The sequence below is a fragment of the Jatrophihabitans lederbergiae genome, from assembly GCF_031845305.1.
Lineage (GTDB): Bacteria > Actinomycetota > Actinomycetes > Mycobacteriales > Jatrophihabitantaceae > Jatrophihabitans_A > Jatrophihabitans_A lederbergiae.
The window spans coordinates 220,701-247,074 of the sequence record NZ_JAVREH010000002.1; the positions used below are offsets into that span (position 1 = coordinate 220,701).

At 69.6% G+C, this 26,374-nt stretch carries 23 protein-coding genes; 13 read left to right on the top strand and 10 right to left on the bottom strand.

What is annotated here, in order from left to right:
• Positions 1-32 precede the first annotated feature (32 nt).
• Genes trpS through RM423_RS02595 form a run of 3 tightly spaced genes read left to right on the top strand, consistent with a single transcriptional unit; the run spans position 33 to position 2,745 of the window.
• A complete protein-coding gene (gene trpS / locus RM423_RS02585; protein WP_396327563.1) occupies positions 33-1,064 on the top strand; it encodes a tryptophan--tRNA ligase in 1,032 nt (343 codons plus the stop codon).
• Positions 1,065-1,069: 5 nt separating this feature from the next.
• Positions 1,070-1,654: a 2'-5' RNA ligase family protein gene (locus tag RM423_RS02590; RefSeq protein ID WP_311421427.1), complete on the top strand. Its 585-nt coding sequence runs from the start codon at positions 1,070-1,072 to the stop codon at positions 1,652-1,654.
• A 2-nt stretch (positions 1,655-1,656) separates the two neighbouring features.
• Positions 1,657-2,745 (top strand): YhjD/YihY/BrkB family envelope integrity protein, encoded by a 1,089-nt coding sequence (locus RM423_RS02595; protein ID WP_311421428.1) that lies wholly within the window; start codon positions 1,657-1,659, stop codon positions 2,743-2,745.
• Here the strand turns inward: RM423_RS02595 and RM423_RS02600 are convergent.
• A complete protein-coding gene (locus RM423_RS02600) occupies positions 2,660-4,027 on the bottom strand; it encodes a D-alanyl-D-alanine carboxypeptidase family protein (protein ID WP_311421429.1) in 1,368 nt (455 codons plus the stop codon). The two genes, RM423_RS02595 and RM423_RS02600, sit on opposite strands and share 86 nt — an antisense overlap.
• Positions 4,028-4,174: 147 nt before the next feature.
• Between RM423_RS02600 and RM423_RS02605 the strand changes: the two genes are divergently transcribed.
• Together RM423_RS02605 and RM423_RS02610 are read left to right on the top strand one after the other, a co-directional pair.
• On the top strand, positions 4,175-4,756 hold the full coding sequence (locus RM423_RS02605; protein WP_311421430.1) for an FAD-dependent oxidoreductase: 582 nt from the start codon (positions 4,175-4,177) through the stop codon (positions 4,754-4,756).
• On the top strand, positions 4,714-5,823 hold the full coding sequence (locus RM423_RS02610) for a GMC oxidoreductase (RefSeq protein WP_311421431.1): 1,110 nt from the start codon (positions 4,714-4,716) through the stop codon (positions 5,821-5,823). The genes RM423_RS02605 and RM423_RS02610 overlap by 43 nt, the downstream gene beginning before the upstream one ends.
• Here RM423_RS02610 and RM423_RS02615 read toward each other — a convergent pair.
• A complete protein-coding gene (locus RM423_RS02615; protein WP_311421432.1) occupies positions 5,813-6,724 on the bottom strand; it encodes an aldo/keto reductase in 912 nt (303 codons plus the stop codon). The two genes, RM423_RS02610 and RM423_RS02615, sit on opposite strands and share 11 nt — an antisense overlap.
• Before the next feature lie 105 nt (positions 6,725-6,829).
• Between RM423_RS02615 and RM423_RS02620 the strand changes: the two genes are divergently transcribed.
• A complete protein-coding gene (locus RM423_RS02620) occupies positions 6,830-8,542 on the top strand; it encodes a malectin domain-containing carbohydrate-binding protein (RefSeq protein WP_311421433.1) in 1,713 nt (570 codons plus the stop codon).
• Positions 8,543-8,605: 63 nt separating this feature from the next.
• Positions 8,606-9,628: a glycosyltransferase family 2 protein gene (locus RM423_RS02625; protein WP_311421434.1), complete on the top strand. Its 1,023-nt coding sequence runs from the start codon at positions 8,606-8,608 to the stop codon at positions 9,626-9,628.
• A gap of 29 nt (positions 9,629-9,657) precedes the next feature.
• Here the strand turns inward: RM423_RS02625 and RM423_RS02630 are convergent, their stop codons facing one another.
• From RM423_RS02630 to RM423_RS02655, 6 genes are read right to left on the bottom strand one after another with little or no spacing between them, the layout of a single operon-like run.
• Entirely contained in the window at positions 9,658-10,893 is a 1,236-nt protein-coding gene (locus tag RM423_RS02630) for a glycosyltransferase (RefSeq protein ID WP_311421435.1), read from the bottom strand.
• On the bottom strand, positions 10,886-12,577 hold the full coding sequence (locus RM423_RS02635) for a lipopolysaccharide biosynthesis protein (RefSeq protein WP_311421436.1): 1,692 nt from the start codon (positions 12,575-12,577) through the stop codon (positions 10,886-10,888). The genes RM423_RS02630 and RM423_RS02635 overlap by 8 nt, the downstream gene beginning before the upstream one ends.
• A complete protein-coding gene (locus RM423_RS02640; RefSeq protein ID WP_311421437.1) occupies positions 12,574-13,725 on the bottom strand; it encodes a glycosyltransferase family 4 protein in 1,152 nt (383 codons plus the stop codon). Before RM423_RS02640 ends, RM423_RS02635 begins: the two co-directional genes overlap by 4 nt.
• Positions 13,722-15,020 carry an O-antigen polymerase gene (locus RM423_RS02645; RefSeq protein WP_311421438.1) on the bottom strand — a complete coding sequence of 433 codons (1,299 nt, stop codon included), beginning with the start codon at positions 15,018-15,020 and terminating at the stop codon, positions 13,722-13,724. Before RM423_RS02645 ends, RM423_RS02640 begins: the two co-directional genes overlap by 4 nt.
• 50 nt (positions 15,021-15,070) lie before the next feature.
• Positions 15,071-15,973 (bottom strand): glycosyltransferase family 2 protein, encoded by a 903-nt coding sequence (locus tag RM423_RS02650; RefSeq protein WP_311421439.1) that lies wholly within the window; start codon positions 15,971-15,973, stop codon positions 15,071-15,073.
• Positions 15,970-17,655 (bottom strand): hypothetical protein, encoded by a 1,686-nt coding sequence (locus RM423_RS02655; RefSeq protein ID WP_311421440.1) that lies wholly within the window; start codon positions 17,653-17,655, stop codon positions 15,970-15,972. Before RM423_RS02655 ends, RM423_RS02650 begins: the two co-directional genes overlap by 4 nt.
• A gap of 314 nt (positions 17,656-17,969) precedes the next feature.
• Between RM423_RS02655 and RM423_RS02660 the strand changes: the two genes are divergently transcribed.
• The 6 genes from RM423_RS02660 to RM423_RS02685 all read left to right on the top strand — a co-directional run bounded on the left by RM423_RS02660 (position 17,970) and on the right by RM423_RS02685 (position 23,884).
• Complete coding sequence (locus RM423_RS02660) at positions 17,970-19,214, top strand: glycosyl hydrolase family 28-related protein (protein ID WP_311421441.1); 1,245 nt, start codon at positions 17,970-17,972, stop codon at positions 19,212-19,214.
• On the top strand, positions 19,211-20,317 hold the full coding sequence (locus tag RM423_RS02665; RefSeq protein WP_311421442.1) for a glycosyltransferase: 1,107 nt from the start codon (positions 19,211-19,213) through the stop codon (positions 20,315-20,317). Before RM423_RS02660 ends, RM423_RS02665 begins: the two co-directional genes overlap by 4 nt.
• A 188-nt stretch (positions 20,318-20,505) precedes the next feature.
• Positions 20,506-22,014 (top strand): sugar transferase, encoded by a 1,509-nt coding sequence (locus RM423_RS02670; RefSeq protein WP_311421443.1) that lies wholly within the window; start codon positions 20,506-20,508, stop codon positions 22,012-22,014.
• Positions 22,015-22,071: 57 nt separating this feature from the next.
• Positions 22,072-23,118 carry a glycosyltransferase family 2 protein gene (locus RM423_RS02675; protein WP_311421444.1) on the top strand — a complete coding sequence of 349 codons (1,047 nt, stop codon included), beginning with the start codon at positions 22,072-22,074 and terminating at the stop codon, positions 23,116-23,118.
• The gene (locus tag RM423_RS02680; protein ID WP_311421445.1) at positions 23,085-23,414 is read left to right on the top strand and encodes an SCO4848 family membrane protein; all 330 of its coding nucleotides are present in this window, start codon (positions 23,085-23,087) and stop codon (positions 23,412-23,414) included. The genes RM423_RS02675 and RM423_RS02680 overlap by 34 nt, the downstream gene beginning before the upstream one ends.
• Positions 23,411-23,884 (top strand): DUF2510 domain-containing protein, encoded by a 474-nt coding sequence (locus RM423_RS02685; RefSeq protein ID WP_311421446.1) that lies wholly within the window; start codon positions 23,411-23,413, stop codon positions 23,882-23,884. Before RM423_RS02680 ends, RM423_RS02685 begins: the two co-directional genes overlap by 4 nt.
• 52 nt (positions 23,885-23,936) lie before the next feature.
• On the opposite strand, the gene glpK is transcribed toward RM423_RS02685, so the two are convergent.
• Both glpK and RM423_RS02695 read right to left on the bottom strand, forming a co-directional pair.
• Entirely contained in the window at positions 23,937-25,499 is a 1,563-nt protein-coding gene (gene glpK, locus RM423_RS02690) for a glycerol kinase GlpK (RefSeq protein ID WP_311421447.1), read from the bottom strand.
• On the bottom strand, positions 25,496-26,269 hold the full coding sequence (locus tag RM423_RS02695) for an IclR family transcriptional regulator (RefSeq protein ID WP_311421448.1): 774 nt from the start codon (positions 26,267-26,269) through the stop codon (positions 25,496-25,498). Before RM423_RS02695 ends, glpK begins: the two co-directional genes overlap by 4 nt.
• Positions 26,270-26,374: the final 105 nt, after the last annotated feature.

Here is a 26,374-nt window from a genome sequence, read left to right on the forward strand (position 1 = left end):
ACCGCAGCCGGGGGAGCGGCCGGCCTGGCGGGATGGAAGGATATTCCTCCGTGACCAATCAACCGCGGGTTCTCTCCGGCATCCAGCCGACCGGCGAGTCCATGCAGCTGGGCAACTACCTCGGCGCGGTACGCAACTGGGTCGCGATGCAGGACGGCTACGACGCCTATTACTGCGTGGTCGACCTGCATGCCATCACCCTGGAGCCGCCGGAGCCCGAAGCGCTGCGCCAGCGCACCCGGATCGTCACCGCCCAGCTGCTCGCCGCCGGCCTGGACCCGGACCGGTGCGCGCTGTTCGTCCAGTCGCACCTGCCCGAGCATCCGCAGCTGTCCTGGGTGCTCGAATGCCTCACCGGCTTCGGCGAGGCCAGCCGGATGACGCAGTTCAAGGACAAGTCCGCCAAGTCCGGGGCCGACCGGCAGGGCGTCGGGCTGTTCACGTACCCGATCCTGCAGGCGGCCGACATCCTGCTGTACCAGGCGGACCAGGTGCCGATCGGCGAGGACCAGCGCCAGCACCTGGAGCTCACCCGCAACCTCGCGCAGCGGTTCAACGCCAAGTACGGCGACACGTTCGTGGTGCCCGAGGCCTTCATCGGCAAGGCCGCGGCCAAGATCCTCGACCTGCAGGACCCGTCCGCGAAGATGTCGAAGTCCCGGGCCGAGAACGGCACCATCTTCCTCTCCGACGATCCGGGCGTGATCACCAAGAAGGTCAAGCGCGCAGTGACCGACACCGAGTCCGAGATCCGGTTCGACCCCGAGGCCAAGCCGGGGCTGTCCAACCTGCTCGCCATCCACGCCGCGTTCACCGACACCAGTGTCGAGGCGGTCGAGAAGGAGTTCGCCGGGCAGGGGTACGGCGCGCTGAAGAACGCCGTCGCCGAGGCCGTGGTGGCCTTCGCGCAGCCGTTCGCCGCCCGCACCCGTGAGCTGCTCGACGATCCGGCCGAGCTGGACCGGATCCTGGCCAGGGGTGCGGAGCGAGCCCGGGCGGTTGCCGGGCGCACGGTGGCCGACGCCTACGCCAAGGTCGGGTTCCTGCCGCCGGTGCAAGGCTGATCCCGGTGGGTGACGGCGCAGCGGACCTCGGCGGGTCCTCGGCTCAGGCGACCCAGGCCGCAAACGGCTGCGGCAAGATGACGGTGGGGGTCGCGCTGGCGATCCCCGAGCCGCACGCCTCGGTGCTGTCCGGCTGGCGTCGCCGGATCGGTGACCCCGAGGCCGACAAGATCCCGGTGCACGTCACCCTGCTGCCGCCGACCGAGTTCGACGCCGGCGAGCTGCAGCTGGTCGAGAAACACCTCGCGGACGCCGCTACCACTGTCCTGCCGTTCACCATGCGGCTGTCCGGAACCGGCACGTTCCGGCCGGTGTCGCAGGTGGTGTTCGTCCAGGTGTCGGCCGGCATCGCCGAGTGCGAGCTGCTCGAGCGGGCCGTCCGGCGGCATCCGATCGATCGCGACGTGGCCTACCCGTACCACCCGCACGTCACGGTGGGCCATGACATCGACGACGACAGACTGGACGAGGCCTTCGACGAACTGCGCGACTTCGTCGCCCAGTTCGGCATCGACCGCTTCACTCTGTACTCCCAGGACGAGAACGGCGCCTGGCATACCCACCGCGAGTTCTTGTTGACGGGGCCGTAGCGGTGCCGGCGAATCCGCTGGGGCCGGTCAAGGCCGTTCGCGCCAGCCTCAGCCGGCGGTGGCAGGCCCTGAAGAGGGATCGTCCGGGCGTCGAGCACGTGGTGGCGGCGTACCAGCACTACAAGGACCACCACGGCGATCACCTGGCCGCGGCGATCACCTACTTCAGCTTTCTGGCGCTCTTCCCGCTGGTGCTGCTGGGCGTCTCGATCACCGCGTTCGTGCTCGCCTCGGACCGGCACCTGCAGAACGAGCTGCTGACGAAGGTCGGCTCCAGCATGCCCGGCGGTTTCGGTGACACGGTGCAGAAGGCGATCGAGACCGCCATCAACCAGCGAGCCGGTGTGGGAGTGATCGGACTGGCCGGTGTCGCGCTGACCGGCCTCGGCTGGATCGACAACCTGCGCACCGCCATCGACACCGTCTGGGGCCTGTCCGAGTCGAAGCGGTCCTTCCTCGCCAAGAAGCTCTCGGACGCGCTGGTGCTGCTCGGCCTGGGTGCCGGAGTGGTGCTCTCGCTCGCCGTGACGGTCGGCGGGACGGCCGCCAGCGGGCTGTTGCTGCGCGCGTTGGGGCTGCCCGACGTGACGGGCGCCGGCACGGTCACCCGGATCGTGGGAATCGCCCTCGGCATCCTCGGCAACATGATCATCTTCGGCTGGTTGATGATCAGGCTGCCCGACCTCCGGGTCACTCGGCGCACGGCGGTGCGGGCCACCCTGCTTGCCGCGGTGGGGTTCGAGGTGCTCAAGATCGTCGGCACGTATTACATCGCCCGGGTCACCCACTCCTCGACCGGAGCCGTGATCGGTCCGGTGGTCGGCGTGCTGGTGTGGATCGATCTGGTGTCGCGCTACCAGCTCTTCTGCGTGGCGTGGGCGGCAACGTCCGAACCCGAGCGCTCGCGGCTGGCGCCGGTCGACGCGCCGGTGGCCGGTCCGCCGGTGCCGTCCACGACGGGTGCTCCCGCTCCGGTGTCACCGGTCGGGATCGCCGCCGGCATCTTCAGCGCCGGTGCCGCGGTCGGCGCCGGTTCGCTAGCCATCCTGCGGCGGCAGCGAGAGCGACCCCGGCGAACAACGCCGGAATGAGTTGCCCCGGCGCGGGCATCGCCGACGCGTTGCTGCTGGCTGCCGCTCCCAGGCCCCGCCCGGCGGCAGGATTTCCGTCGGCGGCCGGAGCTGGCGCGCGCTGGGCGTGGGTGGCTGGTTTGCCGGTCGCGGGAGCCGTCTCGACCGGGGCATCGGCAGCGATCGGTCCGGCCAGCTTTCCCACCGGGCTGACGAAGCGGTTCAGCGAGAAGCCCCAGTCGAACAGCTCCGCCGCCTGCTGGAACTGGTCCAGCGGCACCCGCTCGCCGCGCAGCATGATCAGCCCCAGCGTGCGGCCCTTGCGCCGGACGGCGGACAGGTAGGTGTGCCGGGCGGCGTCGGTGTAACCTGTCTTGGCGACGAGCGCGCCGGGCACCGCCCCGAAGAAGTTCAGGCTCTGGTTGTCGAACTCGTACGGCCCGACCTTGCCGTACCTGCTCGACCTGGCCGGGTAGCTGGCACTGGGCAGCTTGTCGTAGGCCACCAGCCGGGGTTGCCCGACGAACGCCCGCAGGACCAGTGACATGTCGTAGGCGGAGGTGAGCTGGGTCCAGCCGTCGAGGCCGGACGGGGTCTGGACCACCGTGTCGTAGGCGCCGAGTTGCCGGACCTTGGCGTTCAGCTGCCCGACCGTCTTGGCGACGCCCCCGTTCGCCTGTGCCAGTGCGGCCGCCGCGTCGTTGGCCGACACCAGCAGCAGGGCCTGGAACAGCTGGTCGACGCTGTAGCGGCCGCCGGCCAGCAGACCCACCGCCGAGCCTTCGGCATGCGCGGCGCCCGGTGACACCACGACCACCCGCTTCGACGGCAGGTTCGGCGCCACCGTCACGGCGGTCAGGGTCTTGAGGATGCTGGCGGGCTGATAGCGGCCGTGCGGGTCACGCGCCGCCAGGATCTCGCCGGTGCCCAGGTCGGCCAGTACCCAACTGCGCGCGGTGAGGCCCCGGGGCAGCGGCGGCGCGCCCGTGGGCAGCACCAGCCCGCGGCTCGCGAGCTGCGGGCCGCCGGGGACCGCGCCGTTGGGTGCCTTGGCGCCCGCCGGCGGATGCGGGCTGGGAGCTTGCGGGGACGCCGCGGTGGACGTCGGCTCGGGCGCCGTCAGGGTCGCCGCGGGCCGCGAACCGGTCGCGGCCGCCTGGAAGCTCAGTGGTTGCGCCGCGATCGCGATCGCGGTCGCTGCCGGCCCGAGGCTCGTGCCCGCGATCAGCACGGCCACGGCCGGCCCGAGCACCGAGCGCACGCACCGCACCGGCCGGCTGGTCGGATGCTGCCTGGCCGTCACCGGGTAAGGCTAGCCGGTATGGAGTGGCCGCTCGGGGACGCGGCTGCTGGGTGGGGATGCCCGCCTGCGTGCGGTTGCGCAGCCAGCGACCGTCAACTCGATACAGTCTTGGTGTGGGTTCGACGGCCGATCCGACGCTGTCAACAGATGGGCTCTGGTTCTGTGATCCAGGATTTGCGCACGACCCGGGATCTCCGGACGGCCGCTGATGCGGTGCTGGTGGTGGGTTCGGGTGCCGCCGGTCTGGCCCTGGCGCAGCGGGTCTCCGAATCTGGTCGGTCGGTGGTGGTGCTGGAATCCGGCGGTGACCTCACGGCGACGTCGGACCCAGGGACGGACACCGCAGATCTGAACGAGGGTCTGAATCTGGGCCTTGCTTACACCGGCCTGCGGGATGGCCGCTCGCGCAATCTCGGTGGCACGACCCAGCTCTGGCACGGCCAGTGCATGCGGTTGCATCCCATCGACGTGCGACCCCGGCCGTGGGTGCCGCACAGCGGCTGGCCGATAGCGCTGACCGACCTCGATGAGCACTACGCCGCGGCTGAGCGGTGGCTCGGGGTGACCGGACGTGGCTATGGCCCCGAGCGGTGGCAAGAGCATCCCGAGCTGGCCCCATTGCCTGGGATTCCACCCGGCTGCTGCACGACTTCACCGAGTACGCCCCGAAACCCATGCTCGGACGCGTGCACCGGTCGGCCCTCGTCCACAACCCGCTGGTCCAGGTGATCCTCAACGCGACGGTCGGTGCGGTGCTGACCGAGGACGGCCGCACGACCGGTGTGGTGGTGTACGGCCCGGACCGGCGACGGGTCGAGATCCGCGCCGGGAACGTGGTGCTCGCGGCCGGGGCCATCGAGAATGCCAGGCTGCTGCAGCTGAGCGACCCAGCAGCCATCGGCCTGGGGGACGGTCGCCAGCACACCGGCCGATTCCTCCAGGACCACCCGATAATCCGGACCGCCGAGGTCATCGCGGAGGACTTCCGCCTGCTGCAGGATCGCTACGTCGCCCTGCACCGGGGTAAGCGGCGGCTCTTTCCGAAGGTCCGGCTGGCTCCAGGGGTCCAGCAGGAGCGGGGGCTGCTGGATGCCACCGCTGTCTTCGTCCACGACCACAGTGAGCCCGGACTGGCCGCAGCCAGGCGCGTACTCACCGCGGCGCGAGCACGGCGGATGACCGAACGGCCGGTCGCGGACGTGCTGACCGCGCTGCATACGCCGGTTCCGGTACTTCGTGACGGCTACCGGCGCTTCGTGTTCGGGCGCTCCACCGCAGCGCGCCCGTCGGCGGTCTGGCTCCAGGTCTGGCTGGAGCAGACGCCTGATCCGGACAGCCGAATCTCGCTGAGCGCACAGACGGACAGCCTCGGCATGGCCCGTGCCCAGGTCGACTGGCGCGTCGGGGACCGCGAGATCGAGACCAGCCGCCAGCTGACCCGCTGGATCGCCGCGGACCTGCGGCGGCTCGGCCTAGCGCGGGTGCGAGAACTGCCGGCCATGCAGGACGACGATGCCTGGCGTGCCGGGGTCACCGATGCCTTTCATCCCTCGGGCACCACCCGGATGTCAGACTCCCCGGACACGGGGGTCGTCGATCCTGCCCTGCAGGTCCACGGGGTGCGCGGCTTGCACGTCGTCGGCGGCAGCGTGTTTCCGACCAGCGGCTACGCCAATCCGACGCTCACGATCGTGGCGTTGGCACTGCGGCTGGCCGACCGGCTCGCTGTCACGGCACCGCCTGGGCGCGATCCGGGGGCGACGGTGCGACCCGGGGGCGATGGTCTCAGCCGCTGATCAGGCGGTTCAGGACAGCGTGGACGGGCTCGGGCAGCGGTTCATCACCCAGCACGAGCCGCCGGAGCGGGGCGAGCCGTTCGGGTCGGCTGGTGGCCACGATGACGTCAGTCAGGCCCAGCGTCGCCGAGCGGGCAATCAGGGCGTCGGCAAGACCGGAGGGTCCTGCCCAGGCGGTGCCGGCGGTGACCTCCCGCCACTCGGCGCCCAGTTCGGAACCGGAGTCCAGCCGTGCCCGGAGCTGTGTCAGCTGCGAGGCCGACGGTCCCAGCACACCGTGCCCCACCCTGACGGTCACGGTGTCGGGCAGGAGCACCGGCGGCGACAGCGGGCCGGCCGAGAAGTGCGCGACCTGGAACATCTCGGGTGCTCGGTCCAGGCAGTCCCGGGTCAGGCCGTTCGCGGTGGCCACGCCCAGCTGACCGACGTCGCCGCGCGCGAGGAACCCGCGCAGGCAGGACAGCAACTCCTCGGTGATGTCGTCCGGCCTGACCTCGTGCAGCACGAGGCGGTCGAGTCTGCCCAGCCTGGACAGGGAGGTCTCGATCGAGGCCAGCACATCCGCGGTCTGGAACTGACCGTGCCCCGCTGGGCGAGCATCGCCGCGCAACCGCTGCTGGAGCGTTGCCGTTAGCCGCCGGGCGACCGCTTTGGCAAGGCGTACCGAGCGGGATGGCGGCGAGGCGGGCTCGATGCCCACCTTGGTAGTGATCGTCGGTGGGGGATCGAGGTCGGCGGCGTACCGGCCCAGCTCCGCCTCGCTGCGTCCATATCCGTAGGACGGCGCCGTGTCGAAATGCCGGAAGCCTTCCTGGTGCGCCCGTGCCAGCAGGGATCTCGACTCGGTGGGGGCCACCACCCCGAAGAGATGAGCCGTTCCGAATACCGGATTCGCAGCCATGAGAACACCTAATCTGAGACTACTTAACGCGGATTTGATGTAACCTTGTCACAAAACAATCACCCAGAGTATTCAAGCTGCTCTATCAGCCCCAGGGACACGCCCGTGTACGCCTTCCGCCTCACCAGCCGTTCAAACTTCATCGCCGTCACCGGATGCTTGCTGGCCACGACCGCGATACTCACTCACGCCGGCACGTCCGTCGCCGCTGTCACCGCCGTGCGGCCGACCTCGGCCCACCTCGTGGCCGCCGGTCGCGCGGTCACCGACCGCTCCGGCCAAGTGTGGTCGACCGATTCCGGGTTCGCCGTCGGTGGCACGTTGAGCACCACGTCGCAGTCGATCCTGGGCACTACGGAGCCGAAGCTGTTCCAGACTCAACGCTACGGCATGAGCGGCTTCAAGATCCCGCTCGCGGCAGGCACCTACCAGGTCACCGTGAACCTAGCTGAGCACTACTGGCCCAAGGCTCGGCAGCGCATCTTCAGCATTAGCGCCGAGGGCCACACCGTCGCGAGCGGCGTTGACGCGGTGGCCGAGGTGGGGGAGTTTCACGCCTACCAGCTGCGCTTCTCCGTTCCGGTCAGCGATGGCACTCTCGACCTGCGCTTCACCGCCCAAATCGATCACTCGATGCTGTCCAGCGTCAGTGCGGTGCTGTCGAACTCGGCTCCGGTGACCAGTGCCCCGGTGTCGCTGGCCGCCCCGGTGACCAGTGCCGCCCCCGTGAGGACTGTCCCGGTGTCGCTGCCCGCCGACGCAATGCGGCCGGAGAGCTTCGGCGCTCGCGGCGACGGCTCCACCGACGACACCGCCGCGCTGCAGAAGGCCTTCGACAGTGCGCCCGCGGGAGTGCCGGTCTATCTCACGCCGGGTCGGAGCTACCCCCATGCCACTGTGCTGCACCTGCGGGTCCCCGGCTTGCACGTCACCGGTGCCGGGGTGCTGCTGGCCACCTCCGAGTCGCGGTCCTCGGTGTGGATCGAGTCCGACAACGTGCTGCTCGACGGCGGGGTGGTGATCCGGACCGCCAGGACGACGCAGCGCTGGTCGGCATGGGAACAGATGGGTGTGCGCGTGGTCGGTCACCGAGGAGTGGTTCTGCGTGGCATCGTCGTCGATGGCTCGGCCGCGGCCGGTATCTACATCGGCAATCAGGCCAGCCAGTTCGTGCTCGATCAGGTAACCGTGCGGAACACCCGCGCCGACGGCATCCACATGACGATGGGTGCCCATGACGGCCAGGTGATCTCGCCGACGGTGGCCAACACCGGTGACGACGGAGTTGCCGTCGTGTCGTACGCCTCGGACGGCCCGGCCTGCCACGACATCACCGTCAAGGCTCCCCGAGTGCTGGGCACGACGTGGGGACGTGGACTGTCTGTTGTGGGCGGCACGCGGATCACCGAGACAGACATCGACGTCGAGCGGACGTCGGCCGCGGGCGTGTACGTAGCTTCGGAGGGCAGTCCCTGGTACACCGCCGCGCCGCAGAGCGTAAGTATCGCGGGAGGTTCGATCAGTGACGCCAACACCGATGCCGGCGTCGATCACGGCGCTGTCCTGGTCATGAGTGGCGCGGTGGGGCACGCCCCCGACGCCGTCACGATCCGGGGTCTGGCGATCTCGTCGACGCGGGCCTCTGCCAGCCGGGACATCGGTGTCGTCACCTACGGAACCGCACCGAAGTCCATTCTGTTCGCCGACCTCGCGATCACGGGAGGCCCGAAGTCGGCGTACCAGGGCAACACGCCGCAGACCAGCTACCAGGTGCGCAACCTGACACAGAACGGCATCCGGCTCGCCGACCGGGGCTGATTCAGTTCGATATCACAGCCAATCCAGATAAAATTCATGTGAGATTTTGATACGGTGCGCGGTGTGCCTGACCTGACTCGGCCCACGGTGGGCGTGGTGATCGCCGCGTACAACGCCGAGCGGTGGTTGCCCGCCACGCTGGCCAGTCTGCGAGCGCAGACCTGGGGCCGCTGGCAGTGCGTCGTCGTCGACGACGGCTCTACCGACGGCACGCCGGAGGCAGTCCGGCAGGTGATGGCGTGCGATGACCGGGTCCGACTACTCAGCCAACCGAACAGCGGCCTTTGCGCGGCTCGCAATGCCGGCATCGGCGCTCTCGACGTCGAGTGCAGATACGTCGGCTTTCTCGACAGTGACGACCTGTACGAGCCGCAGACCTTGGAGTCCCTGGTCACGGCGCTGGAGCGGCGCCCGGACGCGGTGGGAGCGTACGGCCTCGCGGACTACGTTGACGAGCACGGCGTACCGCTGCTACCAGGTCTGCACCCGAGCCGGCAGCGGCGGCGACACATCATCCGCGGCTGGCGGCTGGTCGCGGTGCCTGCCGAGGAGGACGCGACGTTCGGCCTTGTGGTGGTCTATGGCCCGATCTGGCCGCCGGCGGTCGCCCTGCAGCGGCTCGGTGACGTGATAGCGGTCGGAGGCTTCGACGAGTCCTTTCCCAGTCAGGAAGATTGGGACTTCTACCTCCGGCTCACCCGGCGCGGCCCGTACGTCGCGCTGGACCGGCGACTGGCCTGGTATCGCCGGCACGGCACCAACCTCACCTCCGACCACGCCACGAGCGTGTTCCATCAGGAGCGGGTTCGACGCAACGCCTTCGTATATCCCGACAACACCGCGGCCGAGATCCAGCTCGTCCGCCGCGCCTGGCGGCTGCTCGAAGCCAGGCAGGCCGCGGTGCTGCTACGCCACGCCGTGCGCTGCCTGGCGCAGCGGAGCTGGCACCGAGCGGCCGAGGCGGCGTTCGGCGCGCTCATCTGCCTGGCTCAGCAGCTACGCCCGGGGCCACCACCGGCCAGCACCTGGCGGGTGCGCTACACCCGTCCGGCCGAACTGCCGGGCGCGGTGCTCATCCCGCACTGAGCCGGGGCTGGGGCACCGCCGGCCGGGGCTCAGCGGCCGGCCGTGGGCCGCAGGACTTGTCCGAGCAACGCCCCGACCGCGTCCATCGTCGCCTGCGGACGGTAGCTGCGCTCGTAGAGAGCGCGCCCGGCTCCGGACAGCCGCTGCGCAAGCCCCGGCTCGTCCAGCACCCGGCACACCGAGGCGACGATCTGCTGCGGGGTGTCGCCGATCAGTAGCTGCTCGCCGTCGGTGGCATCGATTCCCTCGGCGCCGGCCACCGTGGACACCACTGGCACCCCGTAGGCCAATGCCTCCACGATCTTGAGCCGGGTGCCACCGCCGAAGCGGATCGGCACCAGCACCGCGTGGGCGCGGGACAGCTCCTCGGCGACCGAGTCGACAGGGCCCACCAGGTCGAGCCCCTCGATGTCGCCGAACTCCGCCAACCGGTCGGCCCGGCGGCCGACGAGCCGGATGCGGGCGCCCGGAACAGCCTGTCGCAGCGGACCGAGCAGCTGAGTAGCGACGAAGCGCACGGCGTCGAGATTCTGATCCGTTCCGTAGTTGGCGATGACGGCCAGGGTGCACCGACCCTGCGGCGCGTGCACGCGCACGTCGGCCGGTTCCGGATAGGTATTGGCAATGCTGTGCACCCGCGCGGCGGCGGCCGCGTCCTTCGGTGCCGCCTGAGCGATCAGGCGGCTGCGGTCCAACTCGCTGCACACCAGCACGGCATCCGCGGCGTGCACTGCCCGGCGCTGGATGTGGCCCCACATCGGGCGCTCGATCCGGCGCTGTACCCGGTCGGCCCACGGCAGCGCCGCGCTCCGCGGCAACGCCAGGAACCGGCTCAGCTTCTCGGTTTCTACATCGTCGCAGTCCACCACCACGCGCGGCGCCCGCAGCGTCGAGCGCAGCCGCGCGAAGTGATCCAGGGCCCCGAACCAGATGAGGTCGTACCCACCGTCGCGTGCGGCCAGCCGGCGTTGCACCCCCGGCCAGTCGTGAACGGCGATCTGCCACGGCGCCAGGTGGCGGATCAGATCCAGGCCCGCTCGAGCCGCAGGGCGCGGCGAGGCGGCGATCAACTGCCATCGGCCATCGACATCGGGTGGGATGGGCCGGGCTGCCGGATCGGCGTCGGCGAAGAGCACCACGACATCGACGTCACAGTGTTCGGCGACCGCTCGCACCATGGACGCGGCGCGCAGTCGCTTGCCGGCGTCCACCGGCCAGGCCACGTCCGCCAGGGTCATCAGCACGCGTGCGCGGTGTTCAGGCATGCTCTCGCTCGTCTCGCCGGTAGTCGGGCCCGCGTTTCGTCAGAGTTGCGAGTCGGGCCGCGGCGACGCGCCACGCCGCGGCGGGGCCGAGCAGTACCACGGCGAACACGACCAATCCGGGTACTGCCACCACGCCGGCTTCCAACAGGCCGAGCGGCCCCTGCGTGAACAGCGGCCACGCCGCCAGCTCCAGCAGTACGGTGACGGCCGCGGCGAGTACCGAGGCCGGCCATGGCACGTCGGCCAGGAAGCTCGGCACGGTTGCGGACAAACGGGACCGGACGATGTGCAACAGGTACAGGCTGCCGACCAGCTGGCCGGCGGCCGTGGCGCCCACCACGCCGAGCACTCCGAAGGGAACCACCAGTGCCAGCGTTAGTACCAGGTTCACCAGCACGGACACCAGTCCGTAGTGAGCCTCGAGTTCGGGATGTCCGACGGTCTGGCAGTACACGGTCATCATGCCCGCCCACAGCCGGAAGAGGTACCCCACCAGCAGGACGACGGCGACCACCCCGGCGAGCCGGAAGCCCGGCCCGAGCCACTGGGTCACCCCGAAGTAGGCCGCGCCGGCGGCCACGGCGATCCAGCCGGAGCAGGCCTGCACCCACCAGCGCTGCAGCTGCCGGAACTGCTCCAGTACGGCCTCGGAGCCGCGCTCGCCGTAGGTGCGGCCGAGCATGGACGCCGCGGGCGAGATCGCATTCCACGGCAGGGACCGCAGCTGCGAGGCGAAATTGCGCCCGGAACTGTAGAACGTCACACTCTGGACGTTGAGGAAGCCACCGATGATCATGGAGTCCGACTGGAGATTGATCAGATCGCTGAGACCCGCCACCTGGGCTCGGCTGGCATACCGCAGAAAGTCCGCCATGTCGCGCCGTGACAGGAACCGCATGAGCGAGAGCGAGAGGTAGCGGCGGGCGGCCACCGCCAGTACCAGGGTGGACAGGCCGGTCTGCACCAGCAGGGTCGCCGCGATGCCGCGCAATCCCCATCCGTTGTGCACGGCGAGGACCACCCCGACGGCGTATACGCCGTACTGCCCGACGGTGGTCAGGCTGGACACGGCGAAGCGCTGCCGGGCGTTGAGGATCGCGGCGAACACACCGCGCAGCAGCTCCAGGGCGATGACGATGCCCAGCGCGCGCAGCAGGAACTGCCCCTCGGAGCGCAGCGGGTCCGAGATCCGGAACAGCGACAGCAGCACCGGAGCCAGCACCGCCAGCACGCCGGCCATCACCGTGCCGAGCACCAGCACCGCTGCGGTGAGGCTCAGACACAGCCGACTCGTCGAACGGCGGTCCTCGGCACCGGCGTACACGGCGAAGTAACGCTGCGAGGAGGAGTACAGGCCGCCGTCGAACGTACCCAGGAAGTCGGCGATGCTGGTGGCCAGGATGTACAGCCCGAACCTGCCGATGCCGAGCCCGTGGATCACGAACGGCGTCAGGACCAGGTTGACCGCCAGCGGCGCCAGCTGCGCCCCGGTATTCCAGCCACCGCCTCTGAGCAAGGCGGCCGCCGATCTGCGCGGCGCCTCCGGCGTGGCTGAGGCGAGCGGGTCGGCCACCGGCTGAGCGTCGCCGGGTCCATCCTCCGTGACCGGTTCGCCGATGCTCTCGCTCGATTCGGTCGGATCGCCGATCGATCCGGCCGTGCCGGGGCGTTGCGCGCCGGTCACGAGCCGCTCCCCGACATCCGCCTGCTCCGAACGGCCTGGTTCACCGCGCTGACGCTGTCCTCGGCGACGTTGTGCCACGTGCGGGCGTTCCAGGTGCGGGCCTCCCAGGTCCGGCTGGTATGCGGGCGCTGAACGCGTCGGACGGCGCCGAAGGCGGCAACCGTCGACGCCACCCATCGGTCCACCGCCAGGGGCGGCAGCACTGCCAGCGCGCGGCCCGCGGCCACCTCCTGCAGCGCGGCGTCGTCGGAGACGATCACCGGTGCGCCGAAGTCCAGCGCCTCGGCCGCCGGTAGACCGAAGCCCTCGGCCAGGCTCGGGCACAGCACCACGTCGGCGTACTCGTAGGCCCACCGCAGCTCGGCATCCGCGACGTGGCCCAACGGCACCACAGCGCCGGCCGTGACCAGCTGCTCGTAGGCCTCGCCGACGTCGGTGGCGCCCCAGTTCGGCGGGCCGGCGATCGCCAGGGCCACCTCGGGCAACTGCTCGTGGATCTTGCACCACGCCGCGATGACGGTGCGCAGGTTCTTGCGTGGAGAGGAGTCTCCGACCACGAGGGCGAACCGCCGGCCGGCCAGGGCCGCTATCGGCCGGGCGGTCGCCGCCCGCAGCGACTCCGACGTCGCCAGGTGCACGACGGCCGCCCGCTGCTCCGCCCCGGGGACCTGTGCCTTCAACCGCTGCCGGGTGGCCTCGCTGACGCAGAGCAACAGGTCGGCGTCACGAATGGAGGCTCGGTATGACGGGGGCAGCAGCAGCCGCTTGGCACGTCCGAAGTCAGCGCCGCGGTCTAACAGCAGCATGTCGTGGACGGTCAGCACCCGCAACGCCGTGGAGCGAGCGGGCACCAGATGCTTGATTCCGTGCACCACGTCGGGGTCGCGGCGCAGGCCGGTCAGCGGCGCATGGCGTTCGACGACGGACAGCAGTGGCACCGGAGCGTTCGGCACCGTGCTGACCCGGGCCGAGCTACCGACCAGGTCGGCGACGGTATCGGCAGCGGCGCGCGTGGTCAGCGCGGACACGATCACGTCCTCGCGTTGGGCCAGCGCCCGGATGAGCTCCGTCGTGTACCGGACAACGCCGCCCAGACTGCCTCCGGGTGGTACCTGGGTGGCGATGACCGTCCATCTGAGTGGGGTCATGAGCCGGCCGTCCGAGCCGGCAGGGACCGCGCGCCGGCTTTTCCGGCCTGCAGCATCGCCGCCGCGGTGACCAGCAGGAAGACGTAAGCCGGAAACACCCGGCCCTGCGTCCAGTACAGGTAGCGGGGCAGCTCCAGCAGGCCGGTGAACAGTACTGGATAGACCAGCAGGCCGACCGGGCCGGCCGCCTGCCAGCTGCGGTAGGCCAGCCCGATGAGCACGCCCGCGACAAGGAAGAACACGATGCCGCCGATCGTGCCGAGGTCCACGGTCGGCACGGCCAGGCCACCGGGATTGTTGAACTCCGGATTGCCGCGCTGAGCCAGCACCCTGTTCAACAGCGCCGTTCCGTTCTGGCCACTGAGCCGGAAATAGAGCTTGAGTTGGGCCACCCCGGGAGCGGTCCAGACAGCCTCGAAGGTGTTGTAGGGCAGCCGGTTGGGATCTCTGGGCTCGGCGAGCTGCAGGGCGCCGTTGTTGTAGGACGTCGCGTAGTAGCCGGCCAGCCGGTTCACCACGAACTGCGGAAAGGACAGCGTCGTGCGTGAACGGTAGAACACCCAGCTTCGCGAGTACTCGAACGCTCCGAAGACGACCAGCAGCACGGGCAGCGCGAAGACCGGCAGCAGTGGCAGCCAGCCGCCACGGCGCGGGCGCTGGCGTAGCCGGGCCGCGCCGATCGCGATCAACGGCACCACGAGTTCGAGCAATGCCAGCCGCTCGGTGAGCAGGTACGCCCGCAGCAGCCCCAGCACGAGCACGATGGTGAGCCGCCGGACGAGGTGGGAAGACCTGCCGTGACACAGCAGCAATCCGGCCACCACGACGTAGGCGATGCCGATCTGGGTCAAGCTGGTGACCCCGGCCACCGGTGCGAAGACCGACTTGAGCGTGCCGGTGTAGTTGTTCTGGGAGGTGATCGCGTGCAGCAGCAATGCCGGCCGGGCGCCGCGAGCGACCCCGAGAGCTCCCAGCAGCAGGTAACCCAGCACGGTGAGCCGGTAGGCGATGATCTCGGCGCCCCGCAGCACCCGCAGCTGGGGGGATGGCAGCGTGGGCCAATCGCGCCGGCCACGCCGCGCATCCAGGGCCGACACCACAAGCGTTCCGATCACCAGCGCCGCGGCAGAGACCAGGAACAGCTCGGCCTGGCCCACCCCGATCACCCTGGGGACCTTGTAGAAGAGCCGGTAGTCGCTGTCGGGTATCTGCACGGCGGTCAGCAGTGACAGCGGGACGACCAGCAGCAGGCTGCCGGCCGGCGAGAGCCACCACAGCGCGCTAGGACGCGGCACCACGCGAACCGGCTGTGCCGAGGCTTCTCGTGACGGCTCGGCACTGCGCGTCAGGAGGGGGGCCATGCGGAGTCGGCAGCTCGGTGCAGCGACTTCGGTTCCACGTCGCGGAAACCGGCGATGTTGCCGCGCAGCCAGGCGAGGTCGGCTGCCGCCAAGGTCCGGTCGCCACGTGCCGCGCGTACCGAAGCGGCGGCCAGCTTGCGGGCGCAGTAGTAGGCCAGCTGCGGGCGAGACAGCCGGCGCTTGCGCCACAGGTGGCCCTGGCCGCACCCGTATTTGAGCATCTTCGTGACGAACGCCTGGTCCGGCTGGTCGCGTGGCTCGTCCTGTCGGACGAGCAGGGCGGGGTCGTAGGGAACCGAACCGCCGGCTTCGATGACCCGTAGCAGCAGGTCCGACTCCTCGCACGCGCCGTACCAGGACGGCGACCCGACGCCCATGTCCTCGTCGAACGGACCGACCTTGTCGAGCCAGGACCGGTCGAAGAACATCGTGCTCATGATGCTCGTCCGCAGGAAGTTCCGGGCGGTCACCAGACCGGGCCGATGCTGCCAGCGCAGCATCGACGGCCGGCCGTCGGCCGTGACCTGCCTGCCACAGAGGCCGGCGAATGCGTCGCCGGTGCGAAATGCCTTGATCACCCGGCCCAGGGTGTCCTCGGGATACCAGGCGTCGTCGTCGGGAAAGGCCACCAGTGGGGCCGTGGTCAGGGCAAGGCCGGTGTTGCGCCCGAGCGAGGCACCGGGTGCCGAGGTGGCGGACCGGACGGTCATCGACCAGTTCCGCTCGTCCAGTACGGCGGCGCAGCGGCCGTCATCGCTCTGGTCGACCACGACGAGCTCGACCGACCGGGCGACTGTGCTTTTCTCGACGGACTCCATCAGCCGGCGAAAGGGGTCACGGCGGCCGATCGTGCTGACGACTACCGCCAGTTCCGGAGCCACCGTCATACCCCGCCGTCCTCAGGTCGAACGCCACCGATCGAACTGGACTCGCCCGCTCGAATCGCGTGCGATCTGGTCGAGGCCGATGCATGCACGCGAGGCTCGTCCGAGTCCGACAGAAGCTGTGCGATGGAGCTCTCCGGTGCGTCCCGGTGGCGGCGCCACAGGGCCATCCCGCGCGGGGCGTCGTTGAGGACCGCACCAGCGAACCGGGTGCCCCGTGCCCGGAACAACTCGGCGGCGCTGAGCACCTCGGCCGGTCGCGAACTGCCTCTGCCCACCACCAGCGCGGTGACCGCGCCGCCGGCCGCGCAGTCGAGGGCAAGGTCGGAGTCGCTCAGCGCCGGAGCGTCGATGACCACCTGCCAACCGGCCGCGGTCGCCCGGCGCGAGACGTCGGAGAGCAGGCCCGACCGCGTCGATGGCAGCACCCCCCGCAGTCCCTCGGATTCCTGACGGCCGGGCAGCAACCACACACCGGGGACGGTGCTCGGCATCGGCTCGCCGAGCAGTCGCACCGTCTCACCCAGCAGCTCCGGGGGCCGGACGGTACCCGCGGCCGTGCCGGTTGCCGCATCGAGTCGGCGCCGCCGCGAGCCGTTGGCGATCTCGGCGGCGAGTACCAGCAACACCGGACCGCGTTCGGTCAGCCCGCCGGCGATCGTTGCCGCGACAAAACTCGCTCCGACGCCCGGGGTCGCCGCGACCACGATGATCGGCTCGGCACCTTCGGTGGAATTGCCGCTGAGCCGGGCGGCGAGCAACCTGCCCGGGCCGCCTCGCCAGGCTGCGGGGTTCCGCCGGCCGCGCGCAGACCGGCGCTCCACCACCGGCAGTAGGACCGGCACGCCGAGGCTCGCGAGATCGCCTACCGTCCGGATCCGCGACGTCGCGCGCCGCAGCCCGATCATCAGCGCAAGGCCGAGCAGCGCCCCGAGGATGGCGCCGCCGACGAGGTCCTTGACCGTCGGTGACAGCGAACTGCGCGAGAGGGACGCCGGGGACAGTACCGTCACCAGCCGGTTCACCTGCGGCAGCGCCAGCTTCAACGAGCTGTCCACCCCGAGGAGTCGTTCGTACTCGGTTTCCTGCGCGGTCTCGGAGGGGGTCAGCCCGGGCGCCAGCTGCGCGGCCGCGAGGCTGGAACGAACGTCCGAGATCTGGGTCTCCAGTGACTTCACCGAGCTGTTGAGCTCCGCGGTGAGCTGCTGGCTGCGCAGCTTGGCATACGCGGAGGCCGTTGCGGAAGCCACGGACAGGGCCTGCTGTGCACTGCCCGCCGTTGCCGTCACCTGCACGACATAGCTCTGGCCGATCTGGACCGAGGACACGTCGGGGCTCGAGGACAGCTTCAGTTGCCGCTGGACCTGGGCCGCCAGCCTGCTTCCGTTGAGGACCACCAACTGGCTCTGGATGTAGGAGGTCGCGTCCAACGTGGGGGAGTTCTGGCCCTGAGCGGAGTTCACGATGGTGTCGGGCAGCACCGAGAGCGCCGTCGTCGCCCGGTAGGACGCGGGCCTGTGGGCTCCGTAGAGACCGCCGACCAGCGCACCGAGCACCAGCCCCAGGACGAGGCCGGCGGCCAACGGGCACCAGCGCCGCCGGCCGCCGTCGATGCGGTCGCTGTCGAGCTGCAACGGCTCATATGTGTGGTTCTCGTATGTGTGATTGATGCGTGCCTCGTCCATACGAAGAAGTACCTCCTGAATTCCACGGGGCAGGCGCCGCAGCTGAACGTCCACTCTCAGGTCGAATGTAGGGTCACGCAAATCTGAACTTGGCTCGCAACCGAACTTCTTCCGGCGGGACGACGGTAGTTCTCAGCACCGGCCAGCTGCGACTTTACCAGCGGGAGCCGCGACTTCTTAACGCAAACAAAGCAAGCCTCTCCGTACCAGTCAATACTGGCTGTCCATCACCGGACCGGGACGAAACCTGGCGGACCCAGTAAATTCATCCGGACGCTCCGTCCCGACTCGGTTCGGTGCCGTACCTTCGATCCATGGTTGCCAATCCGACGCTCCAGCCTCGTTCGCGTCGGCAATTCCTCGGCGCGCTCGGCGCAGTCGCCCTCGGTGGGCTCGCGGCCTGTTCGAAATCCGGTTCCGCCGACCGCTCGCGCGCCCGGTCGTCGGCGTCCGACGAGGTGATTCCCACCGCCCGGCCGCAGGTGTCGATGCGACCGCCGACATCGGTGCGGGACGTCACCTCCTTCGGTGCTGTCGGTGACGGCAGCACCGATGACACCGCCGCGATCCAGCGAGCCATCGACTCCATGGACGCCGGCTCGGCGGTGCGCTTTCCGGCCGGGATGACGTTCTGCCACGACGATGTGCTGGTGGTTCGCACCGCCGGCACGCAACTGCTGGGCCCCGGCACCCTTCGAGCCACCAGGGAACATCGCTCGGCGCTGCAGATCCGGGCGGCCGACGTCACGGTCGACGGGTTGGTGCTGTCGATCGAGAAGACCTCCCAGCGATGGTCCACGCCCGCCCAGCACAAGCTGATGCTGGCCGCCTACGACGGCATCGTCGTCAAAAATGTTCGGGTCGAGGGCTCCGCCGCCGCCGGGGTGTTCTGCCTCGGCACGTCGAACTTCGTCCTGCAGGGACTACAGGTCAGCGACACCCGAGCTGACGGCATCCACATGACCGACGGGTGCCACGACGGCTTGGTCGAGGCCCCGATGGTCACCCGCAGCGGTGATGACGCGGTGGCGGTGGTGTCCTACCTGGACGACGCGAAGCGCTGCGAAAAGATCACCATCCTCAGCCCTCGGGTTCGCACCACCACGGGCGGCCGGGGGCTGAGCGTGGTGGGCGGGCACAACGTCATCTATCGCGACATCGACGTGGCGGACAGCTTCGCCGCCGCGGTCTACGTCGCGTGTGAGGGTGGTCCGTCGGTCACCTACCCGTCGGAGGGCGTTCGAGTGATCGGAGGAACGATCACCGGCGCGAACACCGACTCCGCAATCGATCACGGCGCCGTGCTGGTGTACTCGGGTCGCTCGGGTGGTGCCGTACGCGATGTGATCGTGTCCGGACTCACCATCAGCGGCACCCGTGCCACCGCGAGCCGGCAGGTCGGCGCCGTGGCCGACAATCACGACGCGCTGTCGGAGATCACCTTCGAGCAGTTGCGGCTGGATCGTCATCCTCAGGCATACCAAGGAAATGCCCCGCTGTCGGCGTTGTCGGTCGTCGGCGTGGTCGCAGGCGGCGATCCGGTGCAGGCGCCCCGGTGACGCCGCGGGTGACGATCGTGCACGAGCGCTTCACCGAGTTCGCCGGTTCGGAACAGGTGGTGGCACAGCTGGCTCAGCTCTGGCCGGACGCGCCGGTACGCGCGCCGATCGCGCTGCCCGATGGCCTGCCGCCCGTCCTGCGCGAGCGCGTCCGTGGCACCGGCCTCAGCCGGTTGGTCCGCCGCGGCGGTGGTTACGCACACTTGCTACCGGCACTGCCGCTTGCCATGCGCCGGCTGTCACTGGGCGATCCGGACGTGGTGGTCGCAAGTCATCACGCCTTTGCCAACCAGGTGGTTCACGCCACCACCGCTCCGGTGATCTCATATGTGCACAGCCCGGCGCGATGGGTGTGGGATCCCGCCATGCGGGCGGGCGAGGCCGGGGGTGCCGCGGGAGCGGCGATGCTCGGGGCGTTCGCCGCCGCCTACCGGCCCGCGGACCGAAAGGCGGCCGTGCGGCTGGCGGGTATCGTCGCCAACTCCCGGGCGGTCGCCGAGCGAATCGCGCAGTGGTGGGATCAGCCCTCGACGGTGGTACACCCACCGGTGGACACCGAGTACTACACGCCTGATGAAGATGTTCCGCGCGAGGAATTCCTGTTGCTGGCAGGCCGTCTGGTTCCGTACAAGCGTCCCGCTCTGGCCATCGAGGCTGCACGACGTGCGGGAATGCGGCTGGTGGTCGCCGGGGACGGTCGGATGCGTGCCGAGTGCGAGCGGGTTGCCGGACCGCACACCGAGTTCGTGGGGCGGGTGCCCGATGACCAGTTGCGATCGTTGTTCCGGCGCTGTGCCGCGCTGTTGATGCCCGGGGTCGAGGATTTCGGCATCGTTCCCGTCGAGGCGCAGGCATGTGGGGCTCCGGTGATCGCGACCGGTGCGGGTGGTGCGCTGGACACGGTGGTTCCTGGGCGCACGGGTGAACTGGTCCATTTCGGCAGCGGTGACGGCGCGGGCCTGACCCAGCGCTGGGCACTGGCGTTGCGGGAGTTGGACCCCGGTCATTACCGCGTCGGGGCGGTTCGCGAGCACGCCGAGGGATTCTCCTCTCAGCGATTCCGTTCCAGCATGAACGCTCTGATCGGGACAATCATGGACTGATTATCACACAGCGTATTCGTTCAATTACATACGGTTGCTTTCCCGTATCGAGCGCGCACCTCGCTGGGGGGTCGGTAGCAATCGGCTGGACGTCACATTATGTGTTCGTTACCGGATGCGGTCTCGTTCGATTTGATCTCGACACGACGACGAACGATATTTGGTGGGCCTGACCAGGTGCCCGTCAGGTGAATCAGTGCTTGCTCGGGGGATTGATGTATCTGCTCTCGCAGGGCGTGGCGACGGACCGTCGAAAGATGGTGCACACCGCCATGCTCGTGGCCTTCGACTCCGTCGCCATGGTGCTCTCGTTCGAGGTGGCGAGGTGGCTTCGCGGTCAGTCGGGCCGCTCATTCGCCCACAGCGTCGATTTCGTACGCTTCACTGCCCTGATGTTCGGTACGATTCCCCTGTGGATACTGGTATTCGGTGTATGCGGTTTGTACTCCACCAGAGCTGACACCGGGCAGGCCAACGAAGCGGGCCGCGTGACGGCGGCCGTTTTCGGTGGCGTGATGGTCCTGATGTCTTTGGACTACCTCAGCCTCGATGTACGCATCTTCCCCAGCCGTTCCGTGCCGCTGATCGCACTGCTGGTGGGGGTTCCGCTGGTGGTGGCGGGGCGACAGTGCGTGCGCCGGGCGATGCGCAACCTGTACGTCCGAGGACGCGGTCTGCACAACGTGATACTCATCGGCACCGGCGAGGTCGCCGGGCGCATCGCGAACCGGCTGACCGATCCGGCTCATGGTTACCGGCTGGTCGCTGCGGTCGACGCGAAGCGCGCGGGTGAGCAGTTGCTCGGTCGCATTCCCGTCTACAGGAGCGTGCAAGAGGCGATCGAGGCATATCCCGAGCATCCGATCGCCGAGGTGGTGCAAGCCGATCTGGACATCCCGCGCGAGGAAGCGGTGCGCCAGATGAGCTATGCCAACTCCCGCGGGATGAGCTACCGCTTCGTTCCGGACATGTACGGCGTGTACGCGGCGGCCTCGACCATGGCCACGATCGACGGCGTGCCGGTGATGGAGGTGCGGCTCACCTCGCTGGGGGGCTGGGGCGCGGTCGGCAAGCGGATCTTCGACGCCGTCGGCGCATTCCTGCTACTGATCGCCTTGGGGCCGGTCATGGCGGTCCTCGCTGTCGCGGTGAAGTTGAGCGAGCCGGCCGGGCCGATCCTCTACACCCAGCAGCGGTTGGGTCTGCGCGGCAAGACGATCGCCGTGAAGAAGTTCCGCAGCATGAGCTGGCGATACTCCACGGGACCTGACCGGGAGTTCAAGACCGCGGAGGCCGCGTTCCACGCGATGGGACGCTCAGACCTCATCCCGGAGTTCCGGCTCACGCACAAGGTTGCCGACGATCCTCGCGTGTCGCGACTCGGCAAGTTCATGCGCAAGACGAGTCTGGACGAGCTGCCCCAGCTCTATGACGCGTTGCGGGGCGAGTTGAGTCTGGTGGGACCGAGGCCGATCACCCAGGCCGAGCTCGACCGCTACGGCGATCAGGCCACGAGCTTTCTGGCCCTGAAGCCGGGCATAACCGGACTGTGGCAGGTCAACGGTCGAAGCTCCACGACGTATGAGGAGAGGGTGAAGTTGGATATCTTCTATGTCGAGCACTGGAGTCTTGGCATGGACCTTTCGATTCTGGCGAGAACCCTGGTGTCGGTCACGGCACGCAAGGGCGCGGTGTGAGTCAGCGCCAGTGCATCGGCTGAAGCCCCAGCCCGGAACCTGCAGGTGAAGGCTGAGATGACGAATACCTCGCTCGTCGGAGTGGTGATGACGGCTTACGACAGTGGGTCCTTCATCGCCGAGGCGCTCGCCTCCCTGGTGGCCCAATCGAACACCGACTGGCAGTGCGTGGTGGTGGACGACGGTTCGACCGATTCCACGGTTGACATCGTGCGGGGCATGGCCGCCCAGGACGACCGCATCACCCTGGTGCGGCAGGACCATGGTGGCGTCTCGCGCGCTCGCAATGCCGGCCTGGCGGCGCTGTCGCCGCAGGCGTGCTACGTGGCGTTCTTCGACAGTGACGATCGGTACCTGGGTGATGCGCTCGAGTCGCTCGTCGCAGTGCTCGACCGGCGCCCGGACGCCGTAGGAGCCTTCGGCTGGGCCGAGTACATGGACGAGCACGGCGAGCCCCTGCAGCTCGGGGCGCATCCCGCGCTGCAGCGGGCGCGGCGGGTGACGCGCGGCTGGCGACTCGGTGATGTCGATCCCGGTGCGGACAGCACCTTCGATGACGTGGCCGTGGCCGGGGCAATCTGGCCGTCCGCGGTGGCGTTGCATCGGCGGAGTGCTATCACCGCGGCCGGGGGCCTGGACGAGAGCTTCACCAGGCAGGGTGATTGGGAGCTCTACGTCCGGATGGCTCGCCTGGGCCCGTTCGCGGTGCTGGAGAAGCAGGTCGTGTGGTACCGCCGGCACGGTTCCAACCTGACCGGAGACGTCCTCGAGAGCTGCTACCAGCAGGAGCGCGTCCGGTACAAGGCGTGGCTGTCGGCCAGCAACAGCCCCACCCAACGCCGGGTGGTCGCACGGGGTGCGCGCCGGATCCAGTTGGCCGGCATCCGGCGGATGCTGCGTCGGCTGCGGGCGGACGCGTCCTCGCGCCAGCCGTGGTGCGCCCTGATCGACGCGGTCGGGCTCGCGATGATGGGCGCTGCGCTGCTGCGCCGTGGACCTGCCCGGCCGAGCCGGCGCAGGGTGTCCTGGACGGCGGCAGAAGTTCACCGCGGCAGGCGGATACTGAGGGCGTGCGACTGTCGAAGCGGGTGTCCGGGTTCCTGATCGCGTTCGGTGGATGGTCCTGGATCATCTGGCCCACCTTTCTGAAGAACATCTGGAAGGACCCGCGGTCCTGGGACAACGGCGCGACCGCGTTCTTCCTGGTGCATCTGGCGTTGACCGCGGCGTCGTTGGCCCTAGGCACGGCGATCGGGGTGCTGGGCGTGCTCGGCTGGCTGCGTGCCGGGTCCGGCCGTCCGGCACAGGTATCGGTGGTACCTGCCGATCGGATTGACGGTGCGGCCGTCAGCTGTGAGGATCGCCCGGTTCGCTCGTCCCCATCAGGAGGTTCTTCGTGACGCAACCCGCAGCCGGCTGGTATGCCGACCCCGCCGGGGGGCAGAGTGAGCGGTGGTGGGACGGCGCGCGGTGGTCGGAGTCCACCCGGCCGCTGCCACCGGTGGCAGGCGGTGCGGCAGCCTATCCGGCCGAGCCCGCGTACTCCGCGCCTCAGCCGTACGGCCAACCGTATGCCCAGCAACAGCCGAACGGCGCGCAACAGCCGTACGGCCAGCCGTTCTACCCGCAGGGGGGAGGCGCGGGGCAGCAGCCGAACGCCACGCTGTTCCGGCGCAATCGCTACACCGCCTACACCGTCCTGGTCGGCGTGGCGTACGTGCTGCTCGCCTCGGTGGCCCACTTCGTACTCATCGGCGTGCTGCCGATCCTCTTCACCGTCCGGGCCTTCCGCGGCAAGGAACCGCTGGCCCCGGTCGCGGCCGTGGTGGCCGCCCTCGCGGTGGTCTTCTCCTTCCTCCTGCTGGCATAGCGATCTGCCGGCCGGCCGCCTCAGCCCGGTCGCCTCAGCCCGGTCGGCCGCCTCAGCCCGGCCGGGTGCCGGAACCGTCGCGGACCCAGCCGAACGTGCGGGTCACGGCGAACTTCCAGTTCTCGTACTCGCGCTCGCGCAGCGCGGCGTCCATGCTCGGCGTCCACTGCGCGGCGCGGTGCCAGTTGCGCCGCAGTGACGCCAGGTCCGGCCAGAACCCGACCGACAGCCCCGCCGCGTACGCCGCTCCCAGCGAGACGGTCTCGGCCATCATCGGCCGCACCACCGGGGTGTCCAGGATGTCGGCCACGAACTGCATCAGCAGGTTGTTCGCGGTCATGCCACCGTCGACCCGGAGCGCGCGGATGGGCAGGCCGGAGTCGGCGTTCATCGCGTCGATCACCTCGCGGGTCTGCCAGCCGGTGGCCTCCAGCACCGCCCGGGCCAGATGCCCCTTGTTCACATACGAGGTCAGCCCCGCGATGACCCCGCGCGCCTCGCCGCGCCAGTGCGGCGCGAACAGTCCCGCGAACGCGGGAACCACGTAACAGCCGCCGTTGTCGGTCACCGTCCGCGCCAGCGTCTCGATCTCCGGGGCGCTGGAGATCAGGCCCAGGCCGTCGCGGAGCCACTGCACCAGCGACCCGGTCACCGCGATCGAGCCCTCCAGCGCGTACGTCGGCGGCTCGCCGGCCAGCTGGTAGGCCACCGTCGGGATCAGGCCGTGGCTGGAGTTGACCAGTTCGCTTCCGGTGTTGAGCAGCAGGAAGCTGCCGGTGCCGTACGTGCACTTGGCGTCCCCGGCGTCGAAGCAGGTCTGCCCGAACAGCGCTGCCTGCTGGTCGCCGAGGGCGGCGGCGATCGGGGCGCCGGGCACCAGTTCCCGGCAGAGTCCATATACCTCCAGGGACGGCCGGATCTCGGGCAGTACCGCCGCCGGGATGTCGAAGAAGTCCAGCAGCTGCGGATCCCATTGCAGCGTGCGGATGTTCATCAGCATGTCGCGGCTGGCATTGGTGACATCGGTGACGTGGACGCCGCCGTCCGGCCCGCCGGTGAGGTTCCAGATCAGCCAGGTCTCCATCGTTCCGAACAGCAGCTCCCCGTCCTCGGCGCGGCGGCGGGCGCCGGGGACGTTCTCCAGCAGCCAGCGCAGCCGGGAGGCGCTGAAGTACGCGGCCATCGGCAGCCCGCAGCGGCGAACCACCTCCACCGCCCGGGGGTCGGCGCCCAGGGAGTCCATCAGCGCGGCCGTCCGGGTGTCCTGCCAGACGATGGCGCGGTGGATCGGCTCGCCGGTGCGCCGGTTCCACACCACCGTGGTCTCGCGCTGGTTGGCGATGCCGACGGCGGCGACCTGCTCGGCGACGATGCCGGCATCGGCCAGCGTGGCGGGCACCAGCCGCCGCAGGTTGCGCCAGATCTCTGCCGCGTCGTGCTCGACCCAGCCCGGTTGGGGAAAGAACTGGTGGTGCTCGTGCTGCCGGACGGCGACGAGCCGGCCGGCCTGGTCGAACACGATGGACCGGGTGGAGGTGGTGCCCTGGTCGATCGCCAGCACGTAGCGCGCGCTCGGGCCGCCGCCGGTGGGGCGCGTCGTAGCGGAAGTGGTCATCGGCGTGCCGTCAGCAGGTCGCGCCACACCGACCGGGCCGCCTCGACCACCAGGGCGACGAGCTGCTCGCGCGGCCGGTCCCGGGAGTCACACACCCGCTCCAACGGGCCGGAGATGCCGATCGCGCCCACCACCCGGCCGCCCAGGCCGCGGATCGGCGCGGCGATCGAGGCCTCACCGACCGAGAACTCCTCGATCTCGGCTGCCCAGCCCTGAGTGCGGACGGCGACCAGGGCACGGGCCAGCGCCTTCGACGAGGTGATCGTCCGGGCCGTGTAGGACTCCAGCGCCGGGTCGGCCCGCAGTCGCAGGGTCGGCGTCCAGGCTGTCAGCACCTTGCCGAGCGCGGTGGCATGCGGCGGTACCTGCGCGCCCACCTCGAGCTCCTGCGCCGAGTCGTCCGGCCGGAAGACGTGGTGGATTATGAACGCCGAGCCGTCCGAGCCCTGCCGCACCGCCGCGACCCGTACCGACTCGCCGCTGCGGCTGGCCAGCGAGTCGGCCCAGTTCACCGCGTGTGAGCGCAGCTCGTTCGGGTCCAGCCCGATGTGCCCGAGCTCGGTCAGCCCCGTGCCGAGCTGGTATTTGCCGGTTCCGTCGACCTGTTCCAGAAAGCCGACGGAGTTCAGCGTCCGCAGCAGGCCGTGTGCCGTGGCCTTCGCGAGATCCAGGGCCTCGGCGATATCGCTCAGTCCCAGGTTGGCGGGGCTGTCGGCGACGAGCTGCAGGATCGCGGCGGCCCGCTCCACGGACTGGATGGAACCAGGCATTGTCAGACGCTAACCCACTTCGCCGCAGCGGTCGACATTGTCGTCCCGAAGGTCTATCGCGTCGCTCCGTGCGCTCCTAGATTTCGCACGTGTAACGCTGCCCAG

Coding starts and splice junctions, on each gene's coding strand:
- RM423_RS02650 (WP_311421439.1), bottom strand. CDS start 15,973: ATGACGGTGGCTCCGGAACTGGCGGTAGTCGTCAGCACGATCGGCCGC.
- RM423_RS02630 (WP_311421435.1), bottom strand. CDS start 10,893: ATGCCTGAACACCGCGCACGCGTGCTGATGACCCTGGCGGACGTGGCC.
- RM423_RS02640 (WP_311421437.1), bottom strand. CDS start 13,725: ATGACCCCACTCAGATGGACGGTCATCGCCACCCAGGTACCACCCGGA.
- RM423_RS02660 (WP_311421441.1), top strand. CDS start 17,970: ATGGTTGCCAATCCGACGCTCCAGCCTCGTTCGCGTCGGCAATTCCTC.
- RM423_RS02615 (WP_311421432.1), bottom strand. CDS start 6,724: ATGGCTGCGAATCCGGTATTCGGAACGGCTCATCTCTTCGGGGTGGTG.
- trpS (WP_396327563.1), top strand. CDS start 33: ATGGAAGGATATTCCTCCGTGACCAATCAACCGCGGGTTCTCTCCGGC.
- glpK (WP_311421447.1), bottom strand. CDS start 25,499: ATGACCACTTCCGCTACGACGCGCCCCACCGGCGGCGGCCCGAGCGCG.
- RM423_RS02695 (WP_311421448.1), bottom strand. CDS start 26,269: ATGCCTGGTTCCATCCAGTCCGTGGAGCGGGCCGCCGCGATCCTGCAG.
- RM423_RS02655 (WP_311421440.1), bottom strand. CDS start 17,655: ATGGACGAGGCACGCATCAATCACACATACGAGAACCACACATATGAG.
- RM423_RS02605 (WP_311421430.1), top strand. CDS start 4,175: ATGGGCTCTGGTTCTGTGATCCAGGATTTGCGCACGACCCGGGATCTC.
- RM423_RS02675 (WP_311421444.1), top strand. CDS start 22,072: ATGACGAATACCTCGCTCGTCGGAGTGGTGATGACGGCTTACGACAGT.